The sequence below is a fragment of the Paludisphaera rhizosphaerae genome (assembly GCF_011065895.1).
Taxonomy (GTDB): domain Bacteria; phylum Planctomycetota; class Planctomycetia; order Isosphaerales; family Isosphaeraceae; genus Paludisphaera; species Paludisphaera rhizosphaerae.
In genome coordinates this window covers 276,265-300,002 of sequence record NZ_JAALCR010000006.1, presented here as the reverse complement: position 1 = coordinate 300,002, position 23,738 = coordinate 276,265, and the positions used below count along the sequence as shown (strand labels likewise).

Here is a 23,738-nt window from a genome sequence, read left to right as displayed (position 1 = left end):
ATGGCCGCGTTCGTGGGGATCGACCTGGGGACGACGAATTCCGTGGTGGCGCGGCGGAACGCGTACGGGCGGCCGGAGGTGATCGCGAATCGCGAGGGGGCGAACATCACGCCGTCGGTGATCTACTTCGGCGTCGACCCGCCGGCGGTCGGACAGGAGGCGAAGGAGTGGGCGCGGCTGGGCGACTCGGAGATCGCCAGCTTCTTCAAGCCCCACATGGGGAGCCCGCTCTATCAGTTGGAGTTCAAGGGGCAGTCGTACTCGGCCGCCGACCTCTCCGCCATCGTCCTCAGGCGGCTCAAGGAGGACGCCGAGGCCGCGATGGGGGAGGAGGTCGACCGCGCCGTCATCACCGTCCCGGCGTACTTCGGCGACGCCCAGCGCAAGGCGACGATCGCCGCCGGCGAGGCCGCCGGGCTCCGCGTCATGCGGATCATCAACGAGCCCACCGCCGCCAGCCTCGCCTACGGCCTGAACCGCTCGGCCGACGTCGACGAGACCGTGCTCATCTACGACCTCGGCGGCGGCACGTTCGACGTCACCGTGGCTCGGATCACGCCGGAGGACGTCGCCGTGCTGGCGACGGCCGGCGACCACGACCTCGGCGGCAAGAACTGGGACGATCGGATCGCCACCTACTTCGCCGAGAAGTTCGCCGAGGAGACCGGCTTCGACCCGCTCGACGACCCCGTCGCCCTGAATGAAGTCCTCGTCCGCAGCGAGCAGGCCAAGTGGACCCTCTCCGAACGCACCACCGCCCGCGTCACCCTGCAACTCGGCTCCGAGCGCCGGACTTTCGAGATCACCCGCGACGAGTTCGAGGGCATGACCGCCCCACTGATGGACCGCACCCGAAGGCTCACTGAAGAAGCCCTCGGCGAGGCCGGGCTCGACTGGCTCCGGCTTGACGGCGTCCTGCTCGTCGGCGGCTCGACCCGCATGCCGATGGTCCGCTCCTACGTCGCCCACATGGCCGGCAAGCCGCCCCGGACCGGCGTGAACGTCGACGAGGTCGTCGCCCTCGGCGCGGCCGTGCAGGCGGCGACCGAGGCCGGCGAGACCATCGGCGACGCGCTGCCGAAATTCACTCTGGGCATGACGGCCGCCCCGCCGCCGGCCCGGAAGGTCATCGACGTGATGTCGCACAGCCTGGGGGTCGTCGCCGTCTCGGCTGATGGTTCGGAGTACGTCAATGACGTGGTCGTCCGCCGCAACGTCCCCATCCCCGCCGAGGCCGTCCGCACTTACATGCACGAGACCCACGGCGGCATGAACACGAAGCTGGAGGTCTATCTGACCCAGGGCGAGAGCGCCGCGCCGCTCGATTGCACGATCCTGGGCAAGTACGCCTTCCACGGCATCGCCGCGACCGACGCCGAGGTCGCCGTCGACGTGGGGCTCTCGTACGACGCCGACGGTGTGGTGCAGGTCCACGCCTCCCAGCGCGACACCGGACACCGGCTGGAAATGAGCGTTGAGCCCGTCCCCGACGACCTCTCCTGGCTCGCCGGGCCGCCTCGGACGGCCGCCGAGGGATCGACGGGCGAGAAGGTCCGCGTCATGCTCCTGATCGACGGGTCCTCGAGCATGATGGGCGAACCGCTGGCCGAAGCCCAGCAGGCCGCCCGCGAGTTTCTGGAGCGCTGCGATTTCACGTCGATGGAGGTCGGCCTGATCTCGTTCGCCACGAACGTCGCGCTGATGGCCCCGGCCACCAACAACGTCCGCCGGCTGCACGCGGCGATCCACCGGCTCGACGCCGAAGGGTCGACAAATCTCTCCGACGCCCTGGAGTTGGCCCGAGGCGAGATGGTCGCCGACGACGCCCGCCGTTACATCGTCGTCCTGACCGACGGCTACCCAGACGCCGCCAAGAGCGCCCTGGAGCAGGCCGAGGCGGCCAAGGGACAGGGGATCGAGATCGTCGCCATTGGCATGGGCGACGCGGATCGCGACTATCTCGACAGCCTGGCCTCCAGCGAGGCCGCATCGATCTTCGTCCAGGGCGGCGGCGAACTGGTCCGGACGTTCGGCCACATCGCCCGCGTAATCGCCGAAGGGGGCCGCTCGTTGCGGATCATGAGCCGATGACCACAGCAGCAGCCAACCCGAATCCCTACATCATGGCCCAGGCCCTCCAGCCCGGCCGCTTCTGGCCGAGCGTCCGTCAGGCTTATGACCTGGCGCTGGCCGGCGCGCTGGGGGCTCTGTTCGGCCTCTACCTCTATGTCGAGACGGTCGACGCCAAATCCGTCTACGTCCGCGACGCCTGGGCCGGGGCGATCATCGGCGGGGCGATCGGCTTCTTCCTCAACGCCTGGGGACCGCTGCGCGACGGCTCCTGGCGGAAGACGGCCCGCGCCGTGGCGAGAGCCACGCCGGCCTCCGCGATCGGCGGCGCGATCGGGCTGTTGCTGGGCGAGGTCGTCATCGGCGTCTTCCAGGGCGGTCTGATGGGCCGGGCCCTCTCATGGGCGGTGCTCGGGCTGGGCATCGGGCTGGGGCAGGGGATCGCCGATCGGTCGTTCCAACGACTCGTCTTCGGCCTCATCGGCGGCGGGATCGGTGGGTTCATCGGCGGGCTCTGCTTCGAGGCGCTGCGGATCGCGCTCGGGAATCGATACAGCGTCAGCCAGTCGCTCGGGATCGTGATCCTGGGCGCGGGCCTGGGACTGTTTCTGGCCCTGGTGGAGCAAGCCCTGCGACGGGCCTGGATCCAGATCGCCAGCGGTCGCCAGGAAGGACGGATTTATTTGCTGGCGCGGTCGGTGAATCGGCTGGGACTGGACGAACAGGCCGACGTGGGCGTCTTCGGCGATTCGGCCGTGGAGCGTTCTCACGCGGAGATCGTCCGCTCCGGAGACGGCTACGTCCTGCGCAACCTCTCCCGCTCCGGCGCGACCCGCGTCAACGGCTCGCCTTGCCCCAGCGAACGCAAGCTCGGCGACGGCGACCGGATCGAGCTGGGGAAGACCTCCATGATCTTTCGACGACGGTAGGACCTCATGGCCGCGACCACCACGACCAAGACGCGATGGATCCTGGAGATCGCCAAGGGCCGCGAGCCCGGCCGCCGATACTCGCTGGACGGCGGCGAGACGATCCTCGGCAACGGCCCCTGGGCTCCCTCATTCATCAGCCTGGCCGACCAGGAAGGCGACACCCCGCGCAAGATGGCGCCGAGACAGGCCGTGCTGACGCTGGCCGGCGAGATTCTCTCGATCCGTGACCTTGAGAGCCCCGGCGGCACGTTCGTCAACCGACAGCGGTTGTTCACGAAGCAGGAGCGAGCGCTCGCCCCCGGCGACGTCGTGCAGATCGGCGCGATCCAACTCGTCGTCCGCTCCGAGGCCGCGAAGAAGCCCGAGCCCCAACCTGCCTCGGCCCCCACGAACGGCGCGGCCCGCCCCGCCCCGGCGGCCGAGAAACCGAAACCCTCGCCGCCGCCTCCATCGCCACCACAACCCACGCCGCCACCGGTCAGAACCGGCCCGCTTTCAATCCCCTACGCCTTCCAGGACGGTTCGGCGTGCCGGACCTGGGACGACTTCCTGACGCTCTCCGCACAGAAGTGGACGACGGTCCGCGACGAGCTGGCGACGGGAAGGATCGGCGAGCACCTCAAGCGCGTGGGAAGGACCGATCTCCTCCCGCGCCGGGAGCCGGGTTGGTCGCCTGACGACGTGCTCGACGACTGGCTCGGCCGACTGCCGACGACGAAGCCGGCGGCTCCCGAGTTGGACGTCCATCCCGATGAATTGCGCGTTCCGTCGAACACGGTCGGCGGCGTGGTTCGGAAGTCGATCCGGATCGCCAACGTCGGCTATCGCATCCTGCGGCCGACGATCACCGTCGAAGCTGCCGTCGGATCGCCGGACGCCATCCGCGTTGCGCCCGGATCGAAGGACAAGGCACGGGCGATCGTCGACGAAGCCGAGATCGTCGTCGAGATTGAACCGCCCGAAGGCGCCTTCGACGCCACGCTCGGTGCGGTGGTCATCACCGCCGGGGGGGTCTCGCGCCGAGTCGGAGTCCGCGTCGAGCGGCCTCGCGTGGAGACGATCCCAGACTCGCCCGAGCCGGTCGGCCCCGGGTGGTCGCCGATGCGTCCTCTTGGCGATCGACTGGGAGGGATCTCGGTCGCCAATCGGCTCTGGATGTTCCCGGTGGTCGTCCTGGCCCTCCGCGGCCTGGCAGCCCTGGGAAACCGGCTGCCGTTCCTGGCAAGCGGGGGCGAAACCCGCCTCACGGGCGCAGCGGCGTTCCCCGCGCTGGTCGGTGCGGTCCTTGGCTGGGCCGTCGGCATGAGCGGAGGCGTCCGCGATTCGATCGCCTCCACGTTCGCCGGCGCCGTCGTCGGCGTGCTGGCGGCCTCGGTCGTCTTCGCCGCGATGCGGAGTTTCGAGAGCCTCTTCGGATCGCCGGCACTCTCGGCCGCGGCGCTCGGTCTGGCGTTGGCGACGGCCTCGTGCCTGGCGTTCCCGCCGGGGAAGGGGGGGACCGTATGAACGACCGAAGAACGAGTTCGATTCAGTCCCAACCGGCCTTCCCCCCTTGCGGGGGAAGGTGGCCCGAAGGGCCGGATGAGGGGGCGACCGGCGTCGCTCGCGCATCCGGCACATTAACTTCGAAGCCGCGCCTATCCCCCCTCATCCGACCGCTGCGCGGCCACCTTCCCCCGCGAGGGGGGAAGGCCGTCGGGTTCCCGATCGGAGGCATCCTGTTCCTGGTTCTCTTCCTCGTCGCAGCAACATCCGTCCGCGCGCAAGACGCTCCTGCTCCCCCCGCCTCCGACGACCTCTCCGTCGTCGTCACCGGTGCGAGCCAGGACGACTTCCCCAAAATCGGCGTGCAGTTCGAGCTGCGAAAGCCGGACGGGACGTTCGTCCGCGATGCGACGAAGGACGAGTTTCGCGTCACTGAGGAGGGCCAGGAGCGGCCGATCCTGGATTTCCAGGCCCCGCTCACCAAGGAGAACGTCCCGACCACGATCGTCCTGGTCGTCGACCGCAGCGGCAGCATGAACGAGGAGGCGAAACTCGCCTCGCTGAAGGGCGCGGTGGCCCGGTTCCTGGAGAAGATTCCCCAGGGCTCCAAGATCGCCGTGATCGCCTTCAGCTCGCAGGTTGAGTTGATCCGGCCGTTCACCACCGACCGCGTGAAGGTCGGCAAGGCCGTCGACGAGTTGTTCGCCGACGGACCAACGCGGTTCTACGACGCCGTCGCCATGGCGCTGAAGCTGCTCGAAGACCAGACCGGCCGGCGCGTGATCGTCGCCCTGACCGACGGGTTGGACACCTCAAGCTCGACCCCGTTGGAGGACGACGTCGCGAGCGGCCAACAGCTCGGCCTGCCGATTTACACCCTGGGCTTCGGCAATGAGCGCGAGATCGACGTCAACGGCCTGAAGCAGCTCGCCGCGGGGACTCGTGGAGAGTACTACCCGGCGCGTCGAGCGGAGGAGTTGCGGAAGGTCTACGAGGCGATCGCCGAACGCCTGGGCGCCGGCTATTCGCTGACCTACCAGAGCGACCGTCGCATCCCCGACGGCACGCTCCGCCCGGTGCAGGTGATCCACCGGGGGAGCCGCAAGGTGGGCGAGACGGCCGTGTTCATCCCGGGGATGGTCGTTCCGGCCGCCGGTTGGTCGCCCTTGTTCCTGATCCTGGCCGCCGGCCTCGCCGCGCTGGCGTTCTTGCCGTCGCTGACGAGGCGGGCGGCCGAGGTCGTCAAACCGTGATTACGTCGTGGCGGATGAACGGGCCCTTCTTCCCCTCGAACAGGTAGGTCCCCAGGCCAAGCGTCCCGGCCAGCGCGATGTGCTGCGGCTGACGGACGTCAAAGCCTTCCATGCTGAGAGGATCGAGCGCCGTCTTGCCGGTGGCGGCCACGGGCGGAAGATTCTGGATCTTCCGCCGCTCGTCGATCCGCGCCCATTCGATGCGGTCCATGGCGACGGGGTCGGTGGCGAGGAAGAGGGCGTTCTCGTCCCAGCTCCAACGGCCGTCCTTCGTCCCCTGCGGCCCGCCGTTGTAGATGCCGCGAATACCGTCCATGATCTGGAGGACGAACTTCGAGCGGAGCAGCGGGTGGCTGACCACCTGGGGGATGAACTGGTTGCAGGTGTTGGTGAAGTTGTTGGCGTGCGACCGCGCCACGTTGTTCACCGAACCATGGCTGATGTTCTTCAGGGCCCCGGTCACGCCGGCGGAGCGATGGTCCTTCAGGCAGGGAATCGCCACGACCTTGTTGACGTGCTTCGTCAGCAGCTTGCCGACGTGCGAGCGATACTGGCGGTCGTCCTTGGGGTCCTCGCCGTAGTGAACGAGGTCCATCTGGATGTAAACGTCGCGGTCGTAGCCGGCGATCGGGTCGTCCTTGAAGCCGTCGAATTCCATCTGGATCTGCGGGCCGCCCGTCGCGGTGAGACCGCCCCAGCGGACGCCGTCGGGGAGGATCTTATCGTAGCCGGCGGACTGCATCTCGGAGCGGAACCGCTCATAGACGAAGATGTCGGTCGGCTTGACGCCGCACGCCTTGAGTCCCTCGATCGTCTCCAGCACCAGCTCGTACGAAGAGAAGGAGTGAGGATACCCGTTCGGAACGACCTTGATGCCGACAACGTCGCCGGGCTCGAAGAAGGTCCGCCAAGCGGAGACCGCGTCGTCCGCACCGGTGAGCGAGGTCAGCCCCTTGTCGAGGCTCGTCTTGATGGCGGCGCGATCCTTCTTCATGTCGCGGATCATGGCCGCGTTCCGAACCTCGACCACGCGACCGGGATACAGGCCGGGGAGGTCGAACTTGCTTTTTTCAACCTTCGGCCCGTGAGCCGTCGCTCCGGCCGGATCGTCGATCGCGCCGGCCCGAACGGGCCCGCGGGCGATCCAGGGCGCACCAGCCGCCGCCGCGGCGGCTCCCAGGAAGGCTCGACGCTTCAACGTGCCGCACGGGTAACGGTCGCTCATCGGGCGGGTCCTTCGCAATCCGGTAGAAACGGTGAGGACGGGCCGATCGAATCGGCCGCCGGGGTGAGAGGCGTCGACGAACAAGATAAATCGACCTAATCGACGCCGTCCATCGGAAAATTCCCGCCGCCTCAAAGGTTAGGTAGGCGTTACAGGAGGAGTTGGGAAATCGGACACAGAGGGGGACGTCGATGGGAGCTATGGGAATTCCAACGAAGAGACCAGAGACGCCCCTCCATGAGTACTCCTCCGGACACACCCGGACCAGTCGTCGGTCGAGCAAAACGCCGAGAGTGAAAGGATTTACGAGCGTCTGCGACGCACATCCGACGTTATCGTCCCAGATCGCGGCTTTGGAGCCCGGCCGAGGTTGCCGCTTGGGGCCAGGGCTCCCTGCATCGTCGAGGCATCGTATGTCTTGATGCAAGACCAACGCCGAAGGTGTACCACCGTCGGCAGAACGCCATTCAAAAAACGAACACCTCGATCAAGCCTTTTATAGCCTGACAAGAGGTGCAAAAGGTCCTCGATTCGGGATGGGACGCCAGTCCCGCGGCCAGGTCGTCGCGGTACGGTTATGGACGAAAGTAGGTCTTTCCTCGCAGAGCCGAAGGGAGGCAAGGCATCTCGTCCTTCGCAGCGGGGTCGTCGTGGGCGTAGCGATAGCCCTGGCCGTAGCCGTTCGCCTTCATCAGTGAGGTCACGGCGTTACGGAGGTGCAGGGGGACGGGTTCGCGGGCGGTGGCGGCGGCGTCTTCGGCGGCGGCGAAGTAGGCTCGTTTGATGGCATTGGATTTGGGGGCGTTCGCCAGGTAGATCGTCGCCTGGGCGAGGGGGTAGAGACCCTCGGGGAGGCCGATGAGCTGGACGATCTGAGCGGCGCTTGCGGCCTGGACGATCGCCTGGGGATCGGCCAGGCCGACGTCTTCAGACGCCAGGATGCAGAGCCGGCGGGCGATGAAGATCGGATCCGCCCCTCCCTCGATCAAGCGGGCCAGCCAGTAGAGCGCGGCGTTGGCGTCGGAGTTGCGCAGGCTCTTGATCAGAGCGCTGGCCAGGTTGTAGTGCTCCTCGCCCCCCTTGTCATAGGCGTATCGGGCGCGGCCGAGGGCCTCGACGAGGGTCTCGGGCTCGACCGTCCGCGAGCCGTCCTCGGCGGGGGGCGTGGCGAGGACGGCGGTTTCCAGGGCCGTGAGCGCGACTCTGGCGTCGCCGCCGGCGGCTTTCGCCAGGCGGGCTAGCTCGACTTCGGCGACCTGGGGATTGAGCGTGCCAAGTCCGCGGTCGGCGTCGGTCAACGCGCGGCGGAGGATCATGGCGACGTCGTCGGGCGTCAACGGTTCCAGCGTCAAGACTCGCGACCTCGAGAGTAACGCTGAGTTCACCTCGAACGACGGGTTCTCCGTCGTCGCGCCGATCAGGCTGACGACGCCCTCCTCAACCGCCTGGAGCAAGGCGTCTTGCTGGGCCTTGTTGTAGCGGTGGATCTCGTCGATGAAGAGGACGGTCCGCACGCCTCGGTTGCGCCGGGTGCGGGCTTCGGCGATGGCCTCGCGAAGCTCCTTCACGCCCGAGAGCACCGCCGAAAGCTGCACGAACCGCGCCCCGCTGGGGCCGGCGACGAGGCGGGCGAGCGTCGTCTTGCCTGCGCCCGGGCCTCCCCAGAAGATCAACGAGGGCATCGGCCCGCCCCCCTCAACCAGCCTGCGGACCAATCGCCCCGGACCGACGAGATGCTGCTGCCCCACATACTCGTCGAGCGACCGAGGACGCATGCGCTCGGCCAACGGGGCGTCGGCCGATACGACCGGCGCCGCCGATTCCTCCGCCCACGCCGGCTCGTCCGACCTGCCGAACAGCGAGCCCGTCGATTCCCGAGCCATCAGCCTGCTCCCTCCCGAACGACTCCCACTGTGTCCACGCGTCCATTATACCCGACGCTCGAGCGATTATGGTCGAAGTCGGCGAGTGGGCCGAGTAACCTGATCGTTGAAGGGGGGGACCGATGAAGCTGGATCGTCGCAAGCTGATCGTCGGAGGATTCGCCGCGCCGGTCGTCGCGGCCGGCGGCGTCCGGCTGCTAGCGGGCTCGGGGGGAGACAACCCGGCGGAGGTCTTGATCGTCGCGGCGGACGGCCGGCGGAGGATCACGTCGAACGGGATTCCCGACCACCCCGCCGGAGACTTTCCCAACCCCCACGACCCGGTATCGCTCCGGCCGCAAAGGTATGTGCTGGAGACCCCGACGGCGCCGGTCGCGGCGGAGCATCCTTCGCCGATCGCCATGTGGTTGTTCGGCGTGGCGGTAAACGGGGTGCCGTTCGACCCCTCGGGGCCGTTCTGGAACGCCGACGGCCGCAGCGGCTGGCAGTTCGAGGTGCTCCACCCCGCGAACGCCCGGGCGCTGGGGATCGACGGCAACCATGCCCATACCCAGGGGAGGGGAGCCTACCATTACCACGGACTCCCCACAGGCTTGCTCTGGAACCGCTCCGTCGCCGATCCAGGGCGCCCCATGCACCTGCTGGGCTTCGCGGCCGACGGCTTCCCGATCTACGGGCCCGAATGCCCGGGCGACCCGGTCGACGTGAAGAGTCGGACTCGACGGCTGCGCTCCAGCTACCGCCTGCGCGGCGGTCGTCGCAGCGACGGCCCCGGCGGGCGATTCGACGGGCGGTTCGTCGAGGATTTCGAGTACGACCCGGGCCGAGGCGACCTCGACGAATGCAACGGCCGCACCGGCCCGACTCCCGAATTTCCGGACGGCACGTATTATTATGTGCTGACGGACGAATTTCCCTTCATCCCCCGCCTATGGCGCGGGACTCCCGACCCGAGCTTTCGCCACGGGCCGCCGCCCGGGGTCTCACCCCCGACGCCGCCGGAGCTGCGCGGGTATCGAGGCGAGGGCTGAGGGTCCCGTCGGGCCTCACTCCCACCGGGTCGGTCGGTGCCGGAGCTTCTTCAAAACGGCGATACGCTCCGGAGAGCCGACGAAGGTCTGCTCGGGGAAACGATACTCGGAGCGGATGCCGCGGAGGATGCGCTCGTCCAGGCTGGAGTTCAGCCACATGCCGGCCAGATACTGGAGCCGAAGGTTGCGGTCGGTGTTGATCTGGGCGCCTCGCGTCCATTCCTTCAGCATGGACGCCTGACCGGCGTAAGTGTTGAGCAGGTCCACGCCCTCTTCCAGGCCGTCCTCGCGAGCCGGTCCGAATCCGACCTCGCGGAGCGACTGCTTTACCACCTTGTGATCGGGTCGGTCGAGCCGGGCCTGGAGGGCGTCGACGTCGATCACCGTGGGCTCCACCTGGCCGAAGAGAACGGCGTCGTAGATGATCCCCTCGCGGTCGTTGCTCCAGAGGATGCCGTTGGGGAAGGCCTCGAAAAACGTGGCGATGATGCTCTTGGCCGTCTCCTCGTTGCATTCGTAGAGGGGGATCCAGAGGGCGACGATCCCGCCCGGCTTCAGATGCTCTTTGCACATCTGATAATATTCAACCGTGTTCAGCGCAGCGCATCCCTTGACCCAGGGGTCGATCGGGTCGGAGGTGATGACGTCGAACTTCTCGCGGGTGGTGCGGAGGAAGTGGCGGCCGTCGTCGTAGATCACCTCGACCTGCTTGCCGTCGACGTTATGCGGGTTCTCGCGGGCGATCCCATCCACGACGTGGTAGTTCGCCTCACCGAACATCGGCGTGACGACCTGGGGCACCAGGGGCTCGATGTCGCAGATGGTGATGCGGCGGACTTCGGGGTGCGGAATGAAGGAGCCGGCGGTAACCCCCGCGCCGCAGGCCACGACCAGCACGGACTCCGGCTTGGGATGAACCAGAGCCGGGATATGCCCGAGCATCCGCTGGAGCCGCATATCGACGGGGCGGGTCGACGCCTGGACCTTGCCCGCGCCGTGGAAGCTGCGATAGCCGTCCGAGGACTCGGTGACGGCCACAGAAACGTTCGCTCCCTCGCCGACGTACCGGCAGAAGAAGTCGGCCTCGCCCAGGTCGGCCGGCTTCTCTTGATGGATGCCGGGCACGGCCTGAGGCAGGGCGCTCGCAGTCTGTCGTCCGAATGCGACGACCTGCCACGGCAAAGGCGCCAGGTACCAGGCCAGCAGACCGGCCACGACCGTCGCCGCCGCCGACCCGAGCACGAGGCTGGGACGGATCGGCCCCCTCGACGATGAACGGAGCAGGGGAATCGACGCCGCCAGCGCGGCCGCCGCGGCCAGGCCGATCAGCACGCGTTCCGCATGAGCCGTGCCAACCGCCGGGACCAGCAGCAGGCTGAACACGAGCGCCCCGAGCAACGCACCGACTGTGTTCGACGCGTAGACCCGGCCGACGAGCCGCCCCGGATCCTGACCCGGCGAGGCGACCGCCGCCAGGGCCAGCGGAAAACTCGCTCCCCAGAGGCAGGCCGGCGGCAGGACCGCCCAGAGGCAGCGCGCCAGGTCGAGCTGGAATGTGTACCAGGGGCTGGAGGAAACCTCCGGCAGGATCGGCCAGTAGGGGAGGGACTGCGAAATCATCAGCGCAGTCCAGGCGATCGCCAGGGTGAGCAGCCACTGGCAGGCGACCAGTCCCGCTCGGGCCGATTCGGCCCGCCGAGCCACCAGCGCCCCGACGCTGCCGCCGATCCCCAGTCCCGTCAGGAAGACGGCCAGGATCAGGGAGAACGTGTACACCGTACCGCCGAGCATCAGCGAGAGCAGACGCGTCCAGACAACCTCCGCGCCCAGGGCCGACATGCCTGAGAGACCGATCGCCAGATAGACGGCTCGGTCGCCCCGTGAAGAGATCTCAAAGGGTCCCGGCTCGGACGGAGCCTCCGAGCCCCCAGGCACCACCGAGAGGGCCAGCGCGATCGCGGCGACGGCCACATTCAGAGCGACGGCCGCGTAGGTCGCCGTCGCCATGTCGTAGACGCGAAGAAGGTAGAAGCCTGCCGCCAGGCAGCCGAGCACGGCTCCGGCGAGGTTGCCGCCGTAGAAGAACCCCAACCACGAGACCCCTTCCGGATCGGTCTCGACCCGCCGGGCGATCGCCGGGAGGGTCGCTCCCATCAGGAGCGTGGGGGGCAACAGGCAAACCCCGGCGACGACGCCTCGAAAGAACACGTCCAGCGCACCGCGACCGGCGTAAAGCACGTAGACGTGTTCAACGTAGGGCATGCCGTACAGCAGCATCAACCCCATCAGACCGATGGCCAGTTCGAGCAGGGCGTAGACCCGCAAGGGGTTTCGCCGGGCCGAAACCAGCCGGGGAAGGAGCAGACTCCCCGCCCCCATGCCTCCCATGAACGACGCCAGCACCACGCCCAACGAGACGGCCGTCGAGCCGATCACGAGTTGGAGAAGCTGCAGCCAGACGACCTCATAGATCATCGCTGCGCAGCCGCTGCCGACGAAGAGAAGAAGCAGCACGGGTAGGAACCGGCGGCGAGCATCCGTGCCGAGGGTGGGCTGATCCTGTGGGAACATCGCGCAGTCGTCTCCCGGACTGGGTTGTGAAGCGCCACATCCTCGGTGAGGTCGGGCCGCGATGCAAGGTCGGTTTGACACGTGCGAAGGCGGCGACCGCCTGCGAGGGTCCGTGACGACCTGAGAACGCCAACCGCCGCCGGGCCGAGCCTCAATCCGAAAGGGGCCGGGTGAGCCTGACCAGCGCTCCTCGGCCGAGGGGGGCGTCGATGGAGAAGGCGCCCCGGTGGCGGCGCCAGAGGCTGCGGGCCAGGGGGAGGCCCAGGCCGGAGTGCTCCGCCTTGGTGCTGAAGAAGGGCTCCAGGGCCAGTTCCAGAACGTCCGGGGCCATGCCGGGTCCGTCGTCGCGGACGTCCAGTTCCAGCCAGCCCTGGGGGTCGGTCCGGGTGGCGACGGTGACCAGGCCGCCTCTCCCGACCGATTCGAGAGCCTCGAAGGCGTTGTCGATCAGGCAATCGAGCATGATCGACAGCCTCGGAGCATCGCCGGGGAAGACGGCGCGCGCGGCGAGGTCGCCGACCAGGGCGACGCCGTCGGGAGCGTCGTTGCGGCGGACGGCCAGGCGGGACGTGATCAGAGCGTCAAGATCGACGGACGTCATCGCGGAGACGGTCGAGCTGCGGGCGTACTCGGCCAGTCGGCGGGCGAGGGTCGAACCTTCGAGCGCGGCGGCGATGATGGCGTCGGCCTGGCGGGCCGCCTCGGCGGGAGTGGGCCGCCGGGCCTTGAGCATCTCCGCCTGGCTGACGATCGCACTGAAGCGGTTGATGACGCTGTGGACGACGGCCGAAGCCACGTGACCCAGCACGTCCGGCCGGACCTCGGGGAGGGCGGCTTTCGTCGTCGGGCCCTGGGGAGTTTCGATCATGGCGGGTCGGGCTCGGCGAGGGTGAATCAGGGATTGCGGACGATGCGGGCCTCGACCCAATCGGCCAGGTCGCGGGCGTCGCCGCGCTCGCCGAATTCGGTGGCCAGGATCAGGAGCTTGGCGCCTTCCAGGTCCACGTCGACGGCGATGGGCGCATCGCGGTACGTGAGCGGATCGCTCGTGAAGCGAGCCTTGCCGTCGGTCAGAACGCGGAAGACGACGCTCCCCGACGGTCCGGCGCGACCGTCGACCCCCACGAGGGCCTGGAATCGCCGGTCGCCCGGCTTGAGCTTGAAGGCCAGCAGCGTCCGGCTCGACGCGCCGAAGCCCCGATCATACGTCAATCCGTTGAGCAGCAGCGGCCGGCCCTCAACCGAGGCGTCGACCTGGAACGGACGGACGATGTCGAAGAACGGTACGTAGATCTTGCCGTCGACCGGACGCTCGGAGAGATACTGGACGGCCTCCGTCCGAGGCGTCGCCTGGATCACGGAGTCGATCGGGACGTCCACCTTCGCCGCGAACCGCGAAACCCCAGACACCCGTCCCCGCTCCAGCTTAGCCCCGACCACGCCGAGTCGGGAACCGTCGATCAGACCCATCTCCAGATAAGGCCCCTCGGGCTTCGGGTAGGCGATCAGCGCAGGGTCGAAGCCGACGGCGACGACGCCTTCCCGGGCCAGTTCGCGGGGAGCGGCGGCGTCCTGAGACTGGAGCTTGACCACGCGGTCGTCCATCCCCAGAAACGAGCCGACGACACGGTCGCCGTTGGCCAGCCAGGCGACCTCGCTGGTCCGAGGCTCCGTGCGGATCTTGCGGAGCAGAGCGTCGAAGGCGTCTGGATCGGAGGGAGGCGTCAGGATCAGGCCGAGAAGGGCGTCGAGAGGGACGTTGGCCTTGCCGATCGCCTCCGCCTCCACCTCGACGGCCGTATCCGTCGCCGAGCCGACGCGAGCCCGGGCCAGCCGATCACCCCCCGGCAAGACGACGTAGGAACCCTCGCCGACGACGACCTCGGACTCGCGACGAAGCCGGATCAGATCGGTCGCCGCGAACTCCTTCGCCGGCCCCTCCGCCGGCGCGACCGTGATCCCGTCCGGGCTCAGCGCGACGATCGTCCCCGAAGAACCGGGGCCGGTCGTCGTCAGCACGTCAAAGATCGGCCCGCTCCCCGGACGCGAGGCGTTCTGAGACCAGGCCGGCGCCGCGGCCGCAAGGAAGGCGACGAGGGCCCAGGCGGTGCGCCGGAATCGAAGTCCCCTCCCCCCCCGGGAGAGGGTGGCTCGAAGGGCCGGGTGAGGGTCTTCACGCTTCGAATCGAGCGATGCGGAAACCGAAGACGGTCTTCCCCCCTCGCGGGGGAAGACAGATCGCGAAGCGATCAGATGAGGGGGACGACCGCCGTCGGACGCGCATCCGGTCGATCGCTCTTCACGCGAAGCCGATCCCCCCTCATCCGGCCCTTCAGGCCACCTTCCCCCGCGAGGGGGGGAGGCCGTTATGGTCCGGACGCCCTCCGAACTCCGGCGGCTCTTACCCGGCCCGGAGACGAGAGTTTTGACCTCGCGGCCCCGGCTCGCCGCCTGTCCGTCACATTCGCTGCGCATCATGGTTCGATCCGTCATCACTCAGCGCTGGAAGATGGGGAGGAAGTTGTTGGGCATCTGCAGAATGATGAGCGCCATGGCGGTGCCGTATTCGTTGCAGATGCTGTCAGTCCAGTAGCCGGCGGCGGACTGGCGGTGGATCAACTCGTTGCGGATGGCGGGGAACCACTCGTTCCATTCGTCGCCGCCGCGGATCCACATGGCCTGGGCGGCGTAGTAATGGCCGTAGAAGAAGTGGCTGTAGCGGCTCCCCTGCTTGATCTCGCGCATGAACTGCTTGAGATAGGTGATCCCTTCAGCAACCTCCTTGTCGTCGTAGACGCCGGCGCTTTGCAACGCCACGACGCCTGCGGCCGATCGGGGGAAGGCGCTGGCCCCCCCCTGGAGCATGTACCGAAAGCCGCCGTCTGGGTTCTGGGCCTGCTTCACGTACTTGATGCAGGCGTCGACCGTCTCCTTGGGGATGAACAGGCCGGCGTTTCTTGCGGCTCGAAGGGCGTTGATCTCGCAGATCGTCACCGAGATGTCGGCGTCGGCCCGGACCGGCTGGTATCGCCAGCCCCCTTCAGGGTTCTGGGTGTCGATGATCAGCCGGATGGCCTTCTGGAGCTTCTCGCGGATCTCGGGTCGGCGGGTCATGCCGTAGGCCTCGGCCAGGAACAAAGCGCCGAAGCCGTGGGAGTACATCGGCCCGTGGGTCGACGCCGCGGCGACGGCGATGAAGCCGGCGGGCGACGTGTTCGCCATCACGTACGACAGGGCCTTGTCCACCTGCGCGCCGTAGGGGCCGCGGCCCGGCGATGAGCCGGCCGCCATGAAGGCCAGCCCCGAGAGGCTGGTCACGGCGATGTTGCCGCGATACGTCCCGCTGCCGAACGAGCCGTCGGCCTGCTGCTGGCGGGCGAGCCAGGCCAGGCCGTTCTGGATCGCGCGGTCGGCCTCTGGGGTGACCAACTCGCGATTATTGTCAGGGACGTCGCCGCGGATCGCCTCGCCGAAGACGCCGACGGATTGGGCCTTCTTGCCCTTCATGTCGTCATCGGTCTTTTGAGCGGGGGCCTCCTGCTTGGGGGCCTCGGCCTTGGGGGCGTCCTGGGCGGCGAGCGCCGAGGCGGACGCGGCGGCCAGGAGCAGGGCGTGAACAGAGCGTCGTCGGATCATGTCTTCACTCCCCACGATTGAGTTTGCCGCGGGAAACCGAGACGTAGTACCGACGGATCAGTCCTTCCAGAGTGGGGAGGGCTTCCTCCTTGTTGATGTTCTCCATCTCCTGCCGCTGCTCCGGAGGGAGGTGCCCCCACTGGTCCTTGCCCTTGGCCAGCGAATGCTTGTCGGTGGGGTTCTTGAGCCGCTGGTTGGGGGCGCCGCCGGGATTGTTCCCCTCCTGGTCGCCTTGCTGCTCGCCCTGCTGGCCCTGGGCCATCCCCTGACCGCCCTGCTGCTGTTGTTGGCGGATCTGCTCGATGAGCTTCTCCATCTGCTTGACGAGTTGCTGCTGGCGGCCGCGGGTTTCCTCGCCGGTGTCGGGCTCGCTCAGGCGCTTTTCGACCTCGCGCATCTCCTTGATCATCTCGCCCATGGGGCCGGAAGCCTGGCCGTCGCCGTCGTCGCGGTTCCTCTTGCGGGGACGCCCGGCGAGTTCCTCGAGCTCTTCGTCGATGGCCTTGTCCTTGTCGGTGAGCCGTGGCTGACGATTCCGGCCCTGGCCCTGGCCGCCCTGGTTCTTCTGGTCCTGGTCCTGATTCTTGTCGCCCTGCCCGGCATCCTGGTTCTTGTCTTTGTCCTGATCCATATCGGGAGCGCCGGGACGCTTGCGCTCGTCCTGGGTGTCGGGCTTGTCCTTGGTTTCGCCCAGGGATTGCAGCAGGTCGTCCAGCTCCTTGTCCTTGCCGGTCAGCTCGGCCGGCTTGGGCTTGGGCTTGTCGGCCGGGGCCTGGCCCCTGGGCTTGTCGGACGGCTTGGCTTCAGGCTTCTTCGCATCGTCCTGCTTCGGGGCGTCGGGCTTCTTGGCGTCCGCCTTCTTCTCCTTGTCGGCGTCGAGGTCCTTGATGAGGGCTTCGACGGCCGCGTCCGAGCCGTCCTGGGCGCGGGCGTAAGTGGGAGCGAAAACGGCCAAAGCCGCGGCGGCGAGCCATTGAACCTTCATGTTCCGGCGCATGGATCACTCCTCTCCGTCGTCGTGGCGGGGGCGGGACATGTCGCGGACGATGTCGGCCAGAGCGCCCTGGTCGGTCGCCAGCCGATCGACCTCGGCGAGCTGATCGGGGGTCAGTTCCTTCTTCCGACGCTTCAACTCGTCGAGGGACTCGGTGCGTTCGTTGATCTCTTCCTGAAGCGCCTTGATCATCTTGATCTGGGCCGTGGGGGGGATGCCGTCGCCTCCACCCCCGCCACCACCTCCACCGCCTCCGCCACCGCCGCCACCTCCGCCTCCCTCACCCTTGCCCTCGTCGCGTTTGAGGGCCTCGATGAGCTGGGCGAAGCGTCGAGACGCGGCGCGGGCGGGGTCGAGGGCCTCGGGGCCGGTCTTGAGTGCGGCGAGGCCCGCCGAGGCGGCGTCCATGTCGTCGGAGGCGCGTTTGAGGGTCAACGCGAAGACGGGGGCGCCGTCGAGCCGCTTGACCAACTCGCCGGTTTCTTCCTTGATGCCGGTCTCGATCTGTCCCAGGTTGCGGACCCCCACGCGCTGGCCTCGGGTGAGGTCGCCGACCTGCTGGCGGAGTTTGTCGAACTCCTCGGCGTCGGAGACGAGTTTGGTCTGGCGTTCGGAGAGGCCCTTAAGCTGGTCGCCCATCCGGACGAGTTGCTCGTTGGCCAGCCGCTCCTCGGCGTCGCGGCGTTCCTGCTCCAGATCGTCCTGGGCGTCGTTGAGATCGGCGAGCGCTTCGCGCTCCTCGTTGCCGGCCTCGTCGTTCTCGTCTCCCTCTTCCATCTGCTGCTGGGCCTTGGACATCCGAGCCGAGGCCTTCGAGCCCGACTTGGAGGGCGACTGAGCGTTGAGCTTGGCGAGCTTCTGAAGCTGCTTCTTCAGCTCCTGCTGGATCTGCTCTTGCTCCTTGGCCAGCTTCTGCAGCTCTTCCTTGCGCTTGGCGGCGTCGGCGATCTTCTTGGCGTCCTGGGTGGCCTTGAGGTTCTTCGCCTGGCGGGCGCGGAGGTTGCGCAGGTCTTCCTCGGACTTCTTCAACTCCTTGACCAGCCGGGCGAGCTCGCGTTCGCGACGGTTCTGCACCAGATCGGCCAGATCCTTGAGGTCCTGCATGGCGTCTTCCTGGGCCTTGCGGGCGTCGCTCATCCGGTTCTGCTCGACGCCCTTGGCGGCGTCCTCCATCTTGCCGGCGGTCCTGGCGTCCCGGCTCGTCTGAGCAGCCTCGCGGAGAGCGGCGGCGGCCAGGGGGTCGGACTGGTCCAGACGGCCGGCCATCTCGTCCATCTTCTGCTGGGCGTCCTGCAGCGTCTTGGCGAGTTCCTTCTGACGCTCAGCCTGATTGGCCAGGTCGGCCTTCTGGTCGGGCGCCAGGTCGTCCCGCTTCTTGCCCGCGAGGTCCTTGTTCTCGCCGGCGGCCGTCGACTGCTTGATCGCCTCTTCCTGCTTCTTGACCAGCTCCTGGATGTCCTTCACCACCCCGCGATAGGTCTCAAACTCGCCCAGCTCGTCGAGCATCTTCTGCAGCTCGTTGCTGATCGCGTTCTGGTTCTGCTTCGCCTGAGCGAGCGCCTCCTTCGCCACGTCCCGCGACCGATTCGGCTGCTGAGGCTGGGAAGGCTGCGACCTGGACTGCTGGCCCGACTGCGACTTCGATTGTTCGCCGGCCTGCGACTGCTCGCCGGCCTGCGACTGCTCGCCGGCCTGCGATTGTTCGCCGGATTGCGACTTCGACTGTTCGCCCGACTGGGACCTGGATTGCTGGCCCGACTGAGACTTCGACTGCTGACCTGACTGGGATTTGGACTGCTGGCCCGACTGCGACTTGGACTGCTCGCCGGACTGGGCCTGGTTTTGGTCGCCGGCCTGCTGGTCAGCCTGGGCGCCGTCCTGGGGGGCGTTCTGGTCCTTGGCCTGGTTCTGGTCGCCGCCGGCCTGGTCCTTGGCGGCGGCGTCGAGGGACTTGCGGGCGCGGGAGAGGGACTGCTCGGCGGCGGCGAGGTTCTGGTCGCGCATGCGGTCGAGCTGGGCGAGCATGCGCTCCATCTGGTCCTTGGCGGGGGCGTTGTCCAGCTTGAAGTTCTGGAGGTCGTCCAGCAGCCTGCGGACGTTCTTCTCCAGGCCGTCGTCGCGGTTGTTGAGCCGTCCGCCGACCTGGCGCTGGACGAGGCCCGCGTTGTCCAGCTCGTCGCGCTGGGGCTTGGAGAGCGAGCCGGCCTGGTCGAGAGCGCGCTGGGCGTCGGCGACGGGGACGGTCGCCTGCTTCTGCATGGCGAGAGTCCGGGCGATCTCCTCGCGAAGAGCGCGGCGGGCCTCGTCGAACTGGCGGGCGGCCTCTTCCTTGGCGACGATCCGCAGCCGAAGCTCGCGGGACTTCCCCTGGTTCGGGCCGTTCGGCGTCAGGAAGTCGCGGGCGTCGGCGTGGAAGGTGATGATCGAGCCGGGGGTGACGTGAAGCTGGGCGAGGTCCCAGTCGTGCTTGACCGACTGGTGCTTGACCATCGCCGAGGCCGCCGTCGTCGCCGTCCCGGCGGAGCCCGGCCCAACGCCCGAAGCCTGCGGCGCGGGGGCCGTCCAGAGGGGGAGCGTGACGACGTCGTGGGGCTCGGTGTCGCCGCTGGCGATCTGGAAGTTCATGCCGATCGACTGGATCCCGTAATCGTCGTCGACGTCGATCGCCACCGGGATGTGGGCGTCGGGCGGGACGTCGCGGTCGGTCTTGGGCTCGACGATCGCAACCCTCGGCGCTTCATCCTTCACCATCCGGACGTCGTAGCGGACGGCCTCGCGACTGGCAAAGCCCTCCGAATCGGCGATCTCGAACCAGAAGTTCAGGTCGGCCGCCGGGGTGAGGACGACGTGGAACCGGCTCCCCGTCGCGTCGAGCGGGGCCGGCTGGGGCTCGGGGACGTCGCTACGATGAAGGAGGGCCTTGGAGAGCGGCTTGTCGGCCGAGGCGTCGATCTCCACCCGCGTACCGGCCAGCACCTTGAACGTGGTCAGGCCGGAGGCGAGCGTCGCGGCCGGCAGGCCGGTGTATTCGGGCGGGGCGATGCGGAGGTCGGTGCGAGTGAGCGCCGGCGGGGTGACGACGCGGACGGTGACGTCGCGAATCGAGCCTGCATCGTCGCCGCCGGTCACGCTGAAGGTGAACGGCTGGTCGACCGTATCGATCCGGCCGCGGAACTCGCCCCCCTCGACGACCGAGAGCGTCTCGGTGCGGACCTCGCCGTCGGCGAACTTGTAGACGACCTTGGCCGATTCGGGAACGCGCGAGTCGGCTTCGGTACGGACGACCAGGCTGAAGGAGTCGCCACGGGCGAGCTTCAGGGTGGTGCCGGCCTTATCGAGGGCCAGATGCGTCAACTGCGGCCAGGCGACCTTGCCGAACGGGGCGAACAGCCGACGCGCCGCGATCCCCGCCGACGACGGGTCGAGCACCACGGCCGAGCCGGCGAGCAGGAGCGTCGCCGCCGCCAGCATCCCGGCGCGGACGATCGGCCGGCGGTCGACGGCCTCGCGGAAGTCGAGCTTCTCGACCTCGGCCATCGCGCGCTGAATCGTCGCCTCGCGCAGGGCCGGCGAGCCGTAGGTCGGGTCGTCTGCCGGCAGTTGGAGGAACTGCACGGTGCTCGCCAGGCGGTCTTCCAGGCCCGGCCAGCGCTCCTCGATCCGCATGGCGACGTCCAGGTCCTCGAACGGCGTCAACGCCGGACGGATCACCCAGCGCCAGGCCGCCCAGGCCGCCGCGCCGACGACCGTCGCCAGCAGAGCGAGACGCACCGCCGGGTCGAGATGGAACGCCCAGTCCGCCAGCCCGGCCGCCAGGATCAGCGGCACGACGACCGCCAGCACCCGGCTGAACCCGTAAGTCAGCAACAGCCGTCGCACCTGACCGCGCAAAGCGGCCAGTCGCATCTCCAGTTTCGTCCGAGGTCGGCTCATCGAGACCCTCCGTTGACAGCGAAACCGGAGTCGCCCCTCATGATTTGCGTTCTATTCATCATACCAGCCTCGCCCGTTTCCGGAGCAGCCATTCCGTCGTGAGCAAGGTCAGGAACAACGCCAGGATCGGCCAGGAGTTCCAGAGCGGGATCGGCGGGTCGGTGTCGAGCGGGACCTTCGAAGGTTTGGGGAGATCCTTCAGCAGGTCGTCGGCGGCGACGGCCGGGTAATACACGCCGGAGGTCGACGCGGCGGCCCGGCGCAGTTCGGGCTCGTTCATCTGCACCTTCTCGAACTCGCCGGCCGGCGCTTCGACGCGGAACTGAGACGTCGGGATCGGGCCGTCCAGGACCGGCGGCGGCAGCAGACGGACGGTGTATTCGCCCTCGGCGGCCTGGGAAAGAACCCCTTCGAAGACGTTCGGCGAGCCGGGCCGCTTCGTCAGCTTGAGCGTTCGGCCGACGCCCCCCTGACGCTCAACCTGCACCGAGGCCGAGTCGTCCACCGGCGCCAGGCCGGGGTTCGGGAACCGGACGCGGATCTGGATGGGCTCGCCGCGCTGGTAGGAGCGGCGGTCGGTCTGCACCTCGGCCTGGCGCTTGCCGGCCAGCCGGGAGCGGGCCAGGAACCGGATCGTCTGGACCCAGAACCGGCCGAAGTACTTGTCGCCGGACCGGAACCGCCAGCGCCAGGTGTCGTCGATCGCGTGGAACATCGTCCGACCGGCGCCGGTGAACTGGTACAGGATCAGCGGCAGCTTGCCGTCGGAACCCGTCGCCGAGGCGTGGTCCGCCAGCACCAGGGCGCCGGGCTTCTTGCGGGGGGCCTCCATGTACCAGTACGACTCGGGAAGGTCCTGCCAGATCCGGGCGCTCTCGGCCTCGTCGCCGCCGAACCGGAAAATCGGACTGCTGCGGCCTTCGAGCGTCAGCTCGGGGTGGAAGGGCTCCACCGGAGCCCCCACGGCCGAGGGGTTGCGGGCGTCGGCCAGCTCGATCGGCAAAAGCTCTTCCAGGGGAGTGCCCCGGTAGGAGAGGGGGTTATACAGCTCGCCGGCGATGAACAGGACGCCGCCCCCTTTCTCCTCGGCGAACTCGGCCAGGTTCTTCATCTGGGACTGGCTGATGTAGCCGGGGTCGACGTCGCCGAAGAGGACGACGTCGAAGTTGAACAGGTCTTCCTTCGAGGCCGGGAAGACGGGGATGGCCGAACGGTCCTGGTCGCTGTACTCGGGGTCGGACGAGAGCAGGACGACGGACAGGTCGATGGTCTCCTCACGCTCCAGGTAGTTTTTCAGATAACGGAACTCATAGCGCGGTTCGCTCTCGGCGTAGAGAACCTTGAGCTTCTCCTTGCGGACGGAGACCACGCGCTCGATCCGGTTGTTGTCGGTCTGGAGCTCGCGAGGACGGGGATCGACGTCGAGGACGAACGTCTTCTCGCCGACCTCCTTGGGCTCGTGGAGGATCTCCACCCGCGCCGGCTTGCCGTCGGGGGGAACGTCGACATCGACCTCCTTGATGAGCCGGCCGGGGTCATTGGGGTCGGCGCCGGGGGTCTTCTCTCGGAGTCGGACGGTCGCCCGCTGGCCGGCGAAACCTCGGGCGGCGAGTTTGGCCTGGAAGCGGACCGCGTCGTCAACGAAGACGACGTCGTCGACCAGCAGATCGGACAGTTCCAAATCGCGGGCCGGCTCGGCGCTGCCGAGGCCGAGGGTGTAGATCGGCACCCCTTTGCGCGAGGCCGCCTCGACCGCGCGGGCGAGCGGCTCGCCCTCGGTCGTCTGGCCGTCCGAGAGCAGGATCAGGGCCGACGGCGGCGCTCCGCGCAGCTCGGTGAGGACCTGGCGGACGCCGTCTCCCAGGCGGGTCTGGGGGCCGGTCGGCTTGACTTCGCGGATCTTCTCCACGGCCGGGGCGACGTCTTCCGGGCGGTCGATCTCGGCGAGCAGCCGGGTGGCGTTCGAGACCAGGTAGAACCGAACGCGATGCTGCTTCTGAAGCGACTTCAGAAGCGCCGCGTCGTCCTTGAGCAGCAGCCCCTTGGCGACGGCCAGCCGGCTGGTCTCATCGTCGGCGGGCTTCGGCGCCTCGGGCTTCTTCTCGACGCCGGGCGCGGGGGGGAGGGCGTCGGCGGCGAGGGCGGCGGCCTTGGTCTGGGTCTCAGGGTTCTCGTACTGGTCGGCGACCTGTTCCGAGGCCGAATCGTCCACCATCACGGCGAGGTAGGGAAGCCCCGTGCGGTCGACGGAGAGGGCCGCCTCGGAGATGAGGAAGACGGTCAGGAGCAGCAGCGTGATCCGGAGACCGGCCAGCAGCGTCTTCATCGGCGTGGAGACGCGGGACTCGCGGCGATACAGCCAGATGATGAACGCTGACCCGGCGACGATCACGGCCAGGAGCGCCCACTGGGGCCACGGTTGCTCGAACCGAATGTGCGGCGACACGGCCTCCCCCGCGCGCGGAGGCTCCACGCCCATGCGGTCGGCCAGGTATTGGAGGAGCGAGTCGAACAAGTCAGGCGTCCTGCGGGAGAATAAGGCTGTTAGTCTTCATGACGCCGGTGCGCGAACCGTCCCCTCTCCCGCCGGGAGAGGGTGCCGCGCAGCGGCGGGTGAGGGTCGTCGCGCTTCGGATCGAGCAATGACGAATGACGGTCTTCCCCCCTCGCGGGGGAAGACAGATCGCGCAGCGATCAGATGAGGGGGATGACCGCCGTCGGGTGC

Annotated in this window: 14 protein-coding genes; 5 read left to right on the top strand and 9 right to left on the bottom strand. The window is 68.3% G+C overall.

What is annotated here, in order from left to right; all coding sequences use genetic code 11:
- From G5C50_RS10240 to G5C50_RS10225, 4 genes are read left to right on the top strand one after another with little or no spacing between them, the layout of a single operon-like run.
- Positions 1–2,091 (top strand): Hsp70 family protein, encoded by a 2,091-nt coding sequence (locus tag G5C50_RS10240; RefSeq protein WP_165068565.1) that lies wholly within the window; start codon positions 1–3, stop codon positions 2,089–2,091.
- Complete coding sequence (locus G5C50_RS10235) at positions 2,088–2,999, top strand: FHA domain-containing protein (protein WP_240907040.1); 912 nt, start codon at positions 2,088–2,090, stop codon at positions 2,997–2,999. Before G5C50_RS10240 ends, G5C50_RS10235 begins: the two co-directional genes overlap by 4 nt.
- A gap of 6 nt (positions 3,000–3,005) precedes the next feature.
- Entirely contained in the window at positions 3,006–4,508 is a 1,503-nt protein-coding gene (locus G5C50_RS10230) for an FHA domain-containing protein (protein ID WP_165068562.1), read from the top strand.
- Complete coding sequence (locus tag G5C50_RS10225) at positions 4,505–5,740, top strand: vWA domain-containing protein (RefSeq protein WP_165068560.1); 1,236 nt, start codon at positions 4,505–4,507, stop codon at positions 5,738–5,740. Before G5C50_RS10230 ends, G5C50_RS10225 begins: the two co-directional genes overlap by 4 nt.
- On the opposite strand, the gene G5C50_RS10220 is transcribed toward G5C50_RS10225, so the two are convergent.
- Positions 5,730–6,965 carry a DUF362 domain-containing protein gene (locus tag G5C50_RS10220; RefSeq protein WP_165068557.1) on the bottom strand — a complete coding sequence of 412 codons (1,236 nt, stop codon included), beginning with the start codon at positions 6,963–6,965 and terminating at the stop codon, positions 5,730–5,732. The two genes, G5C50_RS10225 and G5C50_RS10220, sit on opposite strands and share 11 nt — an antisense overlap.
- A gap of 575 nt (positions 6,966–7,540) precedes the next feature.
- Positions 7,541–8,848 (bottom strand): replication-associated recombination protein A, encoded by a 1,308-nt coding sequence (locus tag G5C50_RS10215; protein ID WP_165068554.1) that lies wholly within the window; start codon positions 8,846–8,848, stop codon positions 7,541–7,543.
- 122 nt (positions 8,849–8,970) lie between these two features.
- Here G5C50_RS10215 and G5C50_RS10210 point away from each other — a divergent pair, with 122 nt between their 5' ends.
- Positions 8,971–9,879 (top strand): YHYH protein, encoded by a 909-nt coding sequence (locus G5C50_RS10210; RefSeq protein WP_165068551.1) that lies wholly within the window; start codon positions 8,971–8,973, stop codon positions 9,877–9,879.
- Between the two features lie 15 nt (positions 9,880–9,894).
- On the opposite strand, the gene G5C50_RS10205 is transcribed toward G5C50_RS10210, so the two are convergent.
- The 7 genes from G5C50_RS10205 to G5C50_RS10175 form a co-directional block, all read right to left on the bottom strand.
- Positions 9,895–12,450: a fused MFS/spermidine synthase gene (locus G5C50_RS10205; RefSeq protein WP_165068548.1), complete on the bottom strand. Its 2,556-nt coding sequence runs from the start codon at positions 12,448–12,450 to the stop codon at positions 9,895–9,897.
- 151 nt (positions 12,451–12,601) lie between these two features.
- On the bottom strand, positions 12,602–13,318 hold the full coding sequence (locus tag G5C50_RS10200; RefSeq protein ID WP_165068546.1) for a sensor histidine kinase: 717 nt from the start codon (positions 13,316–13,318) through the stop codon (positions 12,602–12,604).
- Positions 13,319–13,344: 26 nt separating this feature from the next.
- Positions 13,345–14,469: an NPCBM/NEW2 domain-containing protein gene (locus G5C50_RS10195; RefSeq protein ID WP_165068543.1), complete on the bottom strand. Its 1,125-nt coding sequence runs from the start codon at positions 14,467–14,469 to the stop codon at positions 13,345–13,347.
- A gap of 477 nt (positions 14,470–14,946) precedes the next feature.
- A complete protein-coding gene (locus G5C50_RS10190; RefSeq protein WP_407673513.1) occupies positions 14,947–15,957 on the bottom strand; it encodes a prenyltransferase/squalene oxidase repeat-containing protein in 1,011 nt (336 codons plus the stop codon).
- A 133-nt stretch (positions 15,958–16,090) separates the two neighbouring features.
- The gene (locus G5C50_RS10185; protein ID WP_165068540.1) at positions 16,091–17,083 is read right to left on the bottom strand and encodes a hypothetical protein; all 993 of its coding nucleotides are present in this window, start codon (positions 17,081–17,083) and stop codon (positions 16,091–16,093) included.
- A gap of 3 nt (positions 17,084–17,086) precedes the next feature.
- The gene (locus G5C50_RS10180) at positions 17,087–21,013 is read right to left on the bottom strand and encodes a DUF4175 family protein (protein ID WP_165068537.1); all 3,927 of its coding nucleotides are present in this window, start codon (positions 21,011–21,013) and stop codon (positions 17,087–17,089) included.
- A 58-nt stretch (positions 21,014–21,071) separates the two neighbouring features.
- The gene (locus tag G5C50_RS10175; protein ID WP_240907038.1) at positions 21,072–23,528 is read right to left on the bottom strand and encodes a VWA domain-containing protein; all 2,457 of its coding nucleotides are present in this window, start codon (positions 23,526–23,528) and stop codon (positions 21,072–21,074) included.
- Positions 23,529–23,738: the final 210 nt, after the last annotated feature.

Bases quoted from the DNA above. Each gene is read 5' to 3' on its own strand.
- G5C50_RS10240 (WP_165068565.1), top strand. From the start codon at position 1: ATGGCCGCGTTCGTGGGGATCGACCTGGGGACGACGAATTCCGTGGTG.
- G5C50_RS10235 (WP_240907040.1), top strand. From the start codon at position 2,088: ATGACCACAGCAGCAGCCAACCCGAATCCCTACATCATGGCCCAGGCC.
- G5C50_RS10230 (WP_165068562.1), top strand. From the start codon at position 3,006: ATGGCCGCGACCACCACGACCAAGACGCGATGGATCCTGGAGATCGCC.
- G5C50_RS10225 (WP_165068560.1), top strand. From the start codon at position 4,505: ATGAACGACCGAAGAACGAGTTCGATTCAGTCCCAACCGGCCTTCCCC.
- G5C50_RS10220 (WP_165068557.1), bottom strand. From the start codon at position 6,965: ATGAGCGACCGTTACCCGTGCGGCACGTTGAAGCGTCGAGCCTTCCTG.
- G5C50_RS10215 (WP_165068554.1), bottom strand. From the start codon at position 8,848: ATGGCTCGGGAATCGACGGGCTCGCTGTTCGGCAGGTCGGACGAGCCG.
- G5C50_RS10210 (WP_165068551.1), top strand. From the start codon at position 8,971: ATGAAGCTGGATCGTCGCAAGCTGATCGTCGGAGGATTCGCCGCGCCG.
- G5C50_RS10205 (WP_165068548.1), bottom strand. From the start codon at position 12,450: ATGTTCCCACAGGATCAGCCCACCCTCGGCACGGATGCTCGCCGCCGG.
- G5C50_RS10200 (WP_165068546.1), bottom strand. From the start codon at position 13,318: ATGATCGAAACTCCCCAGGGCCCGACGACGAAAGCCGCCCTCCCCGAG.
- G5C50_RS10190 (WP_407673513.1), bottom strand. From the start codon at position 15,957: ATGAAGGGCAAGAAGGCCCAATCCGTCGGCGTCTTCGGCGAGGCGATC.
- G5C50_RS10185 (WP_165068540.1), bottom strand. From the start codon at position 17,083: ATGCGCCGGAACATGAAGGTTCAATGGCTCGCCGCCGCGGCTTTGGCC.
- G5C50_RS10180 (WP_165068537.1), bottom strand. From the start codon at position 21,013: ATGAGCCGACCTCGGACGAAACTGGAGATGCGACTGGCCGCTTTGCGC.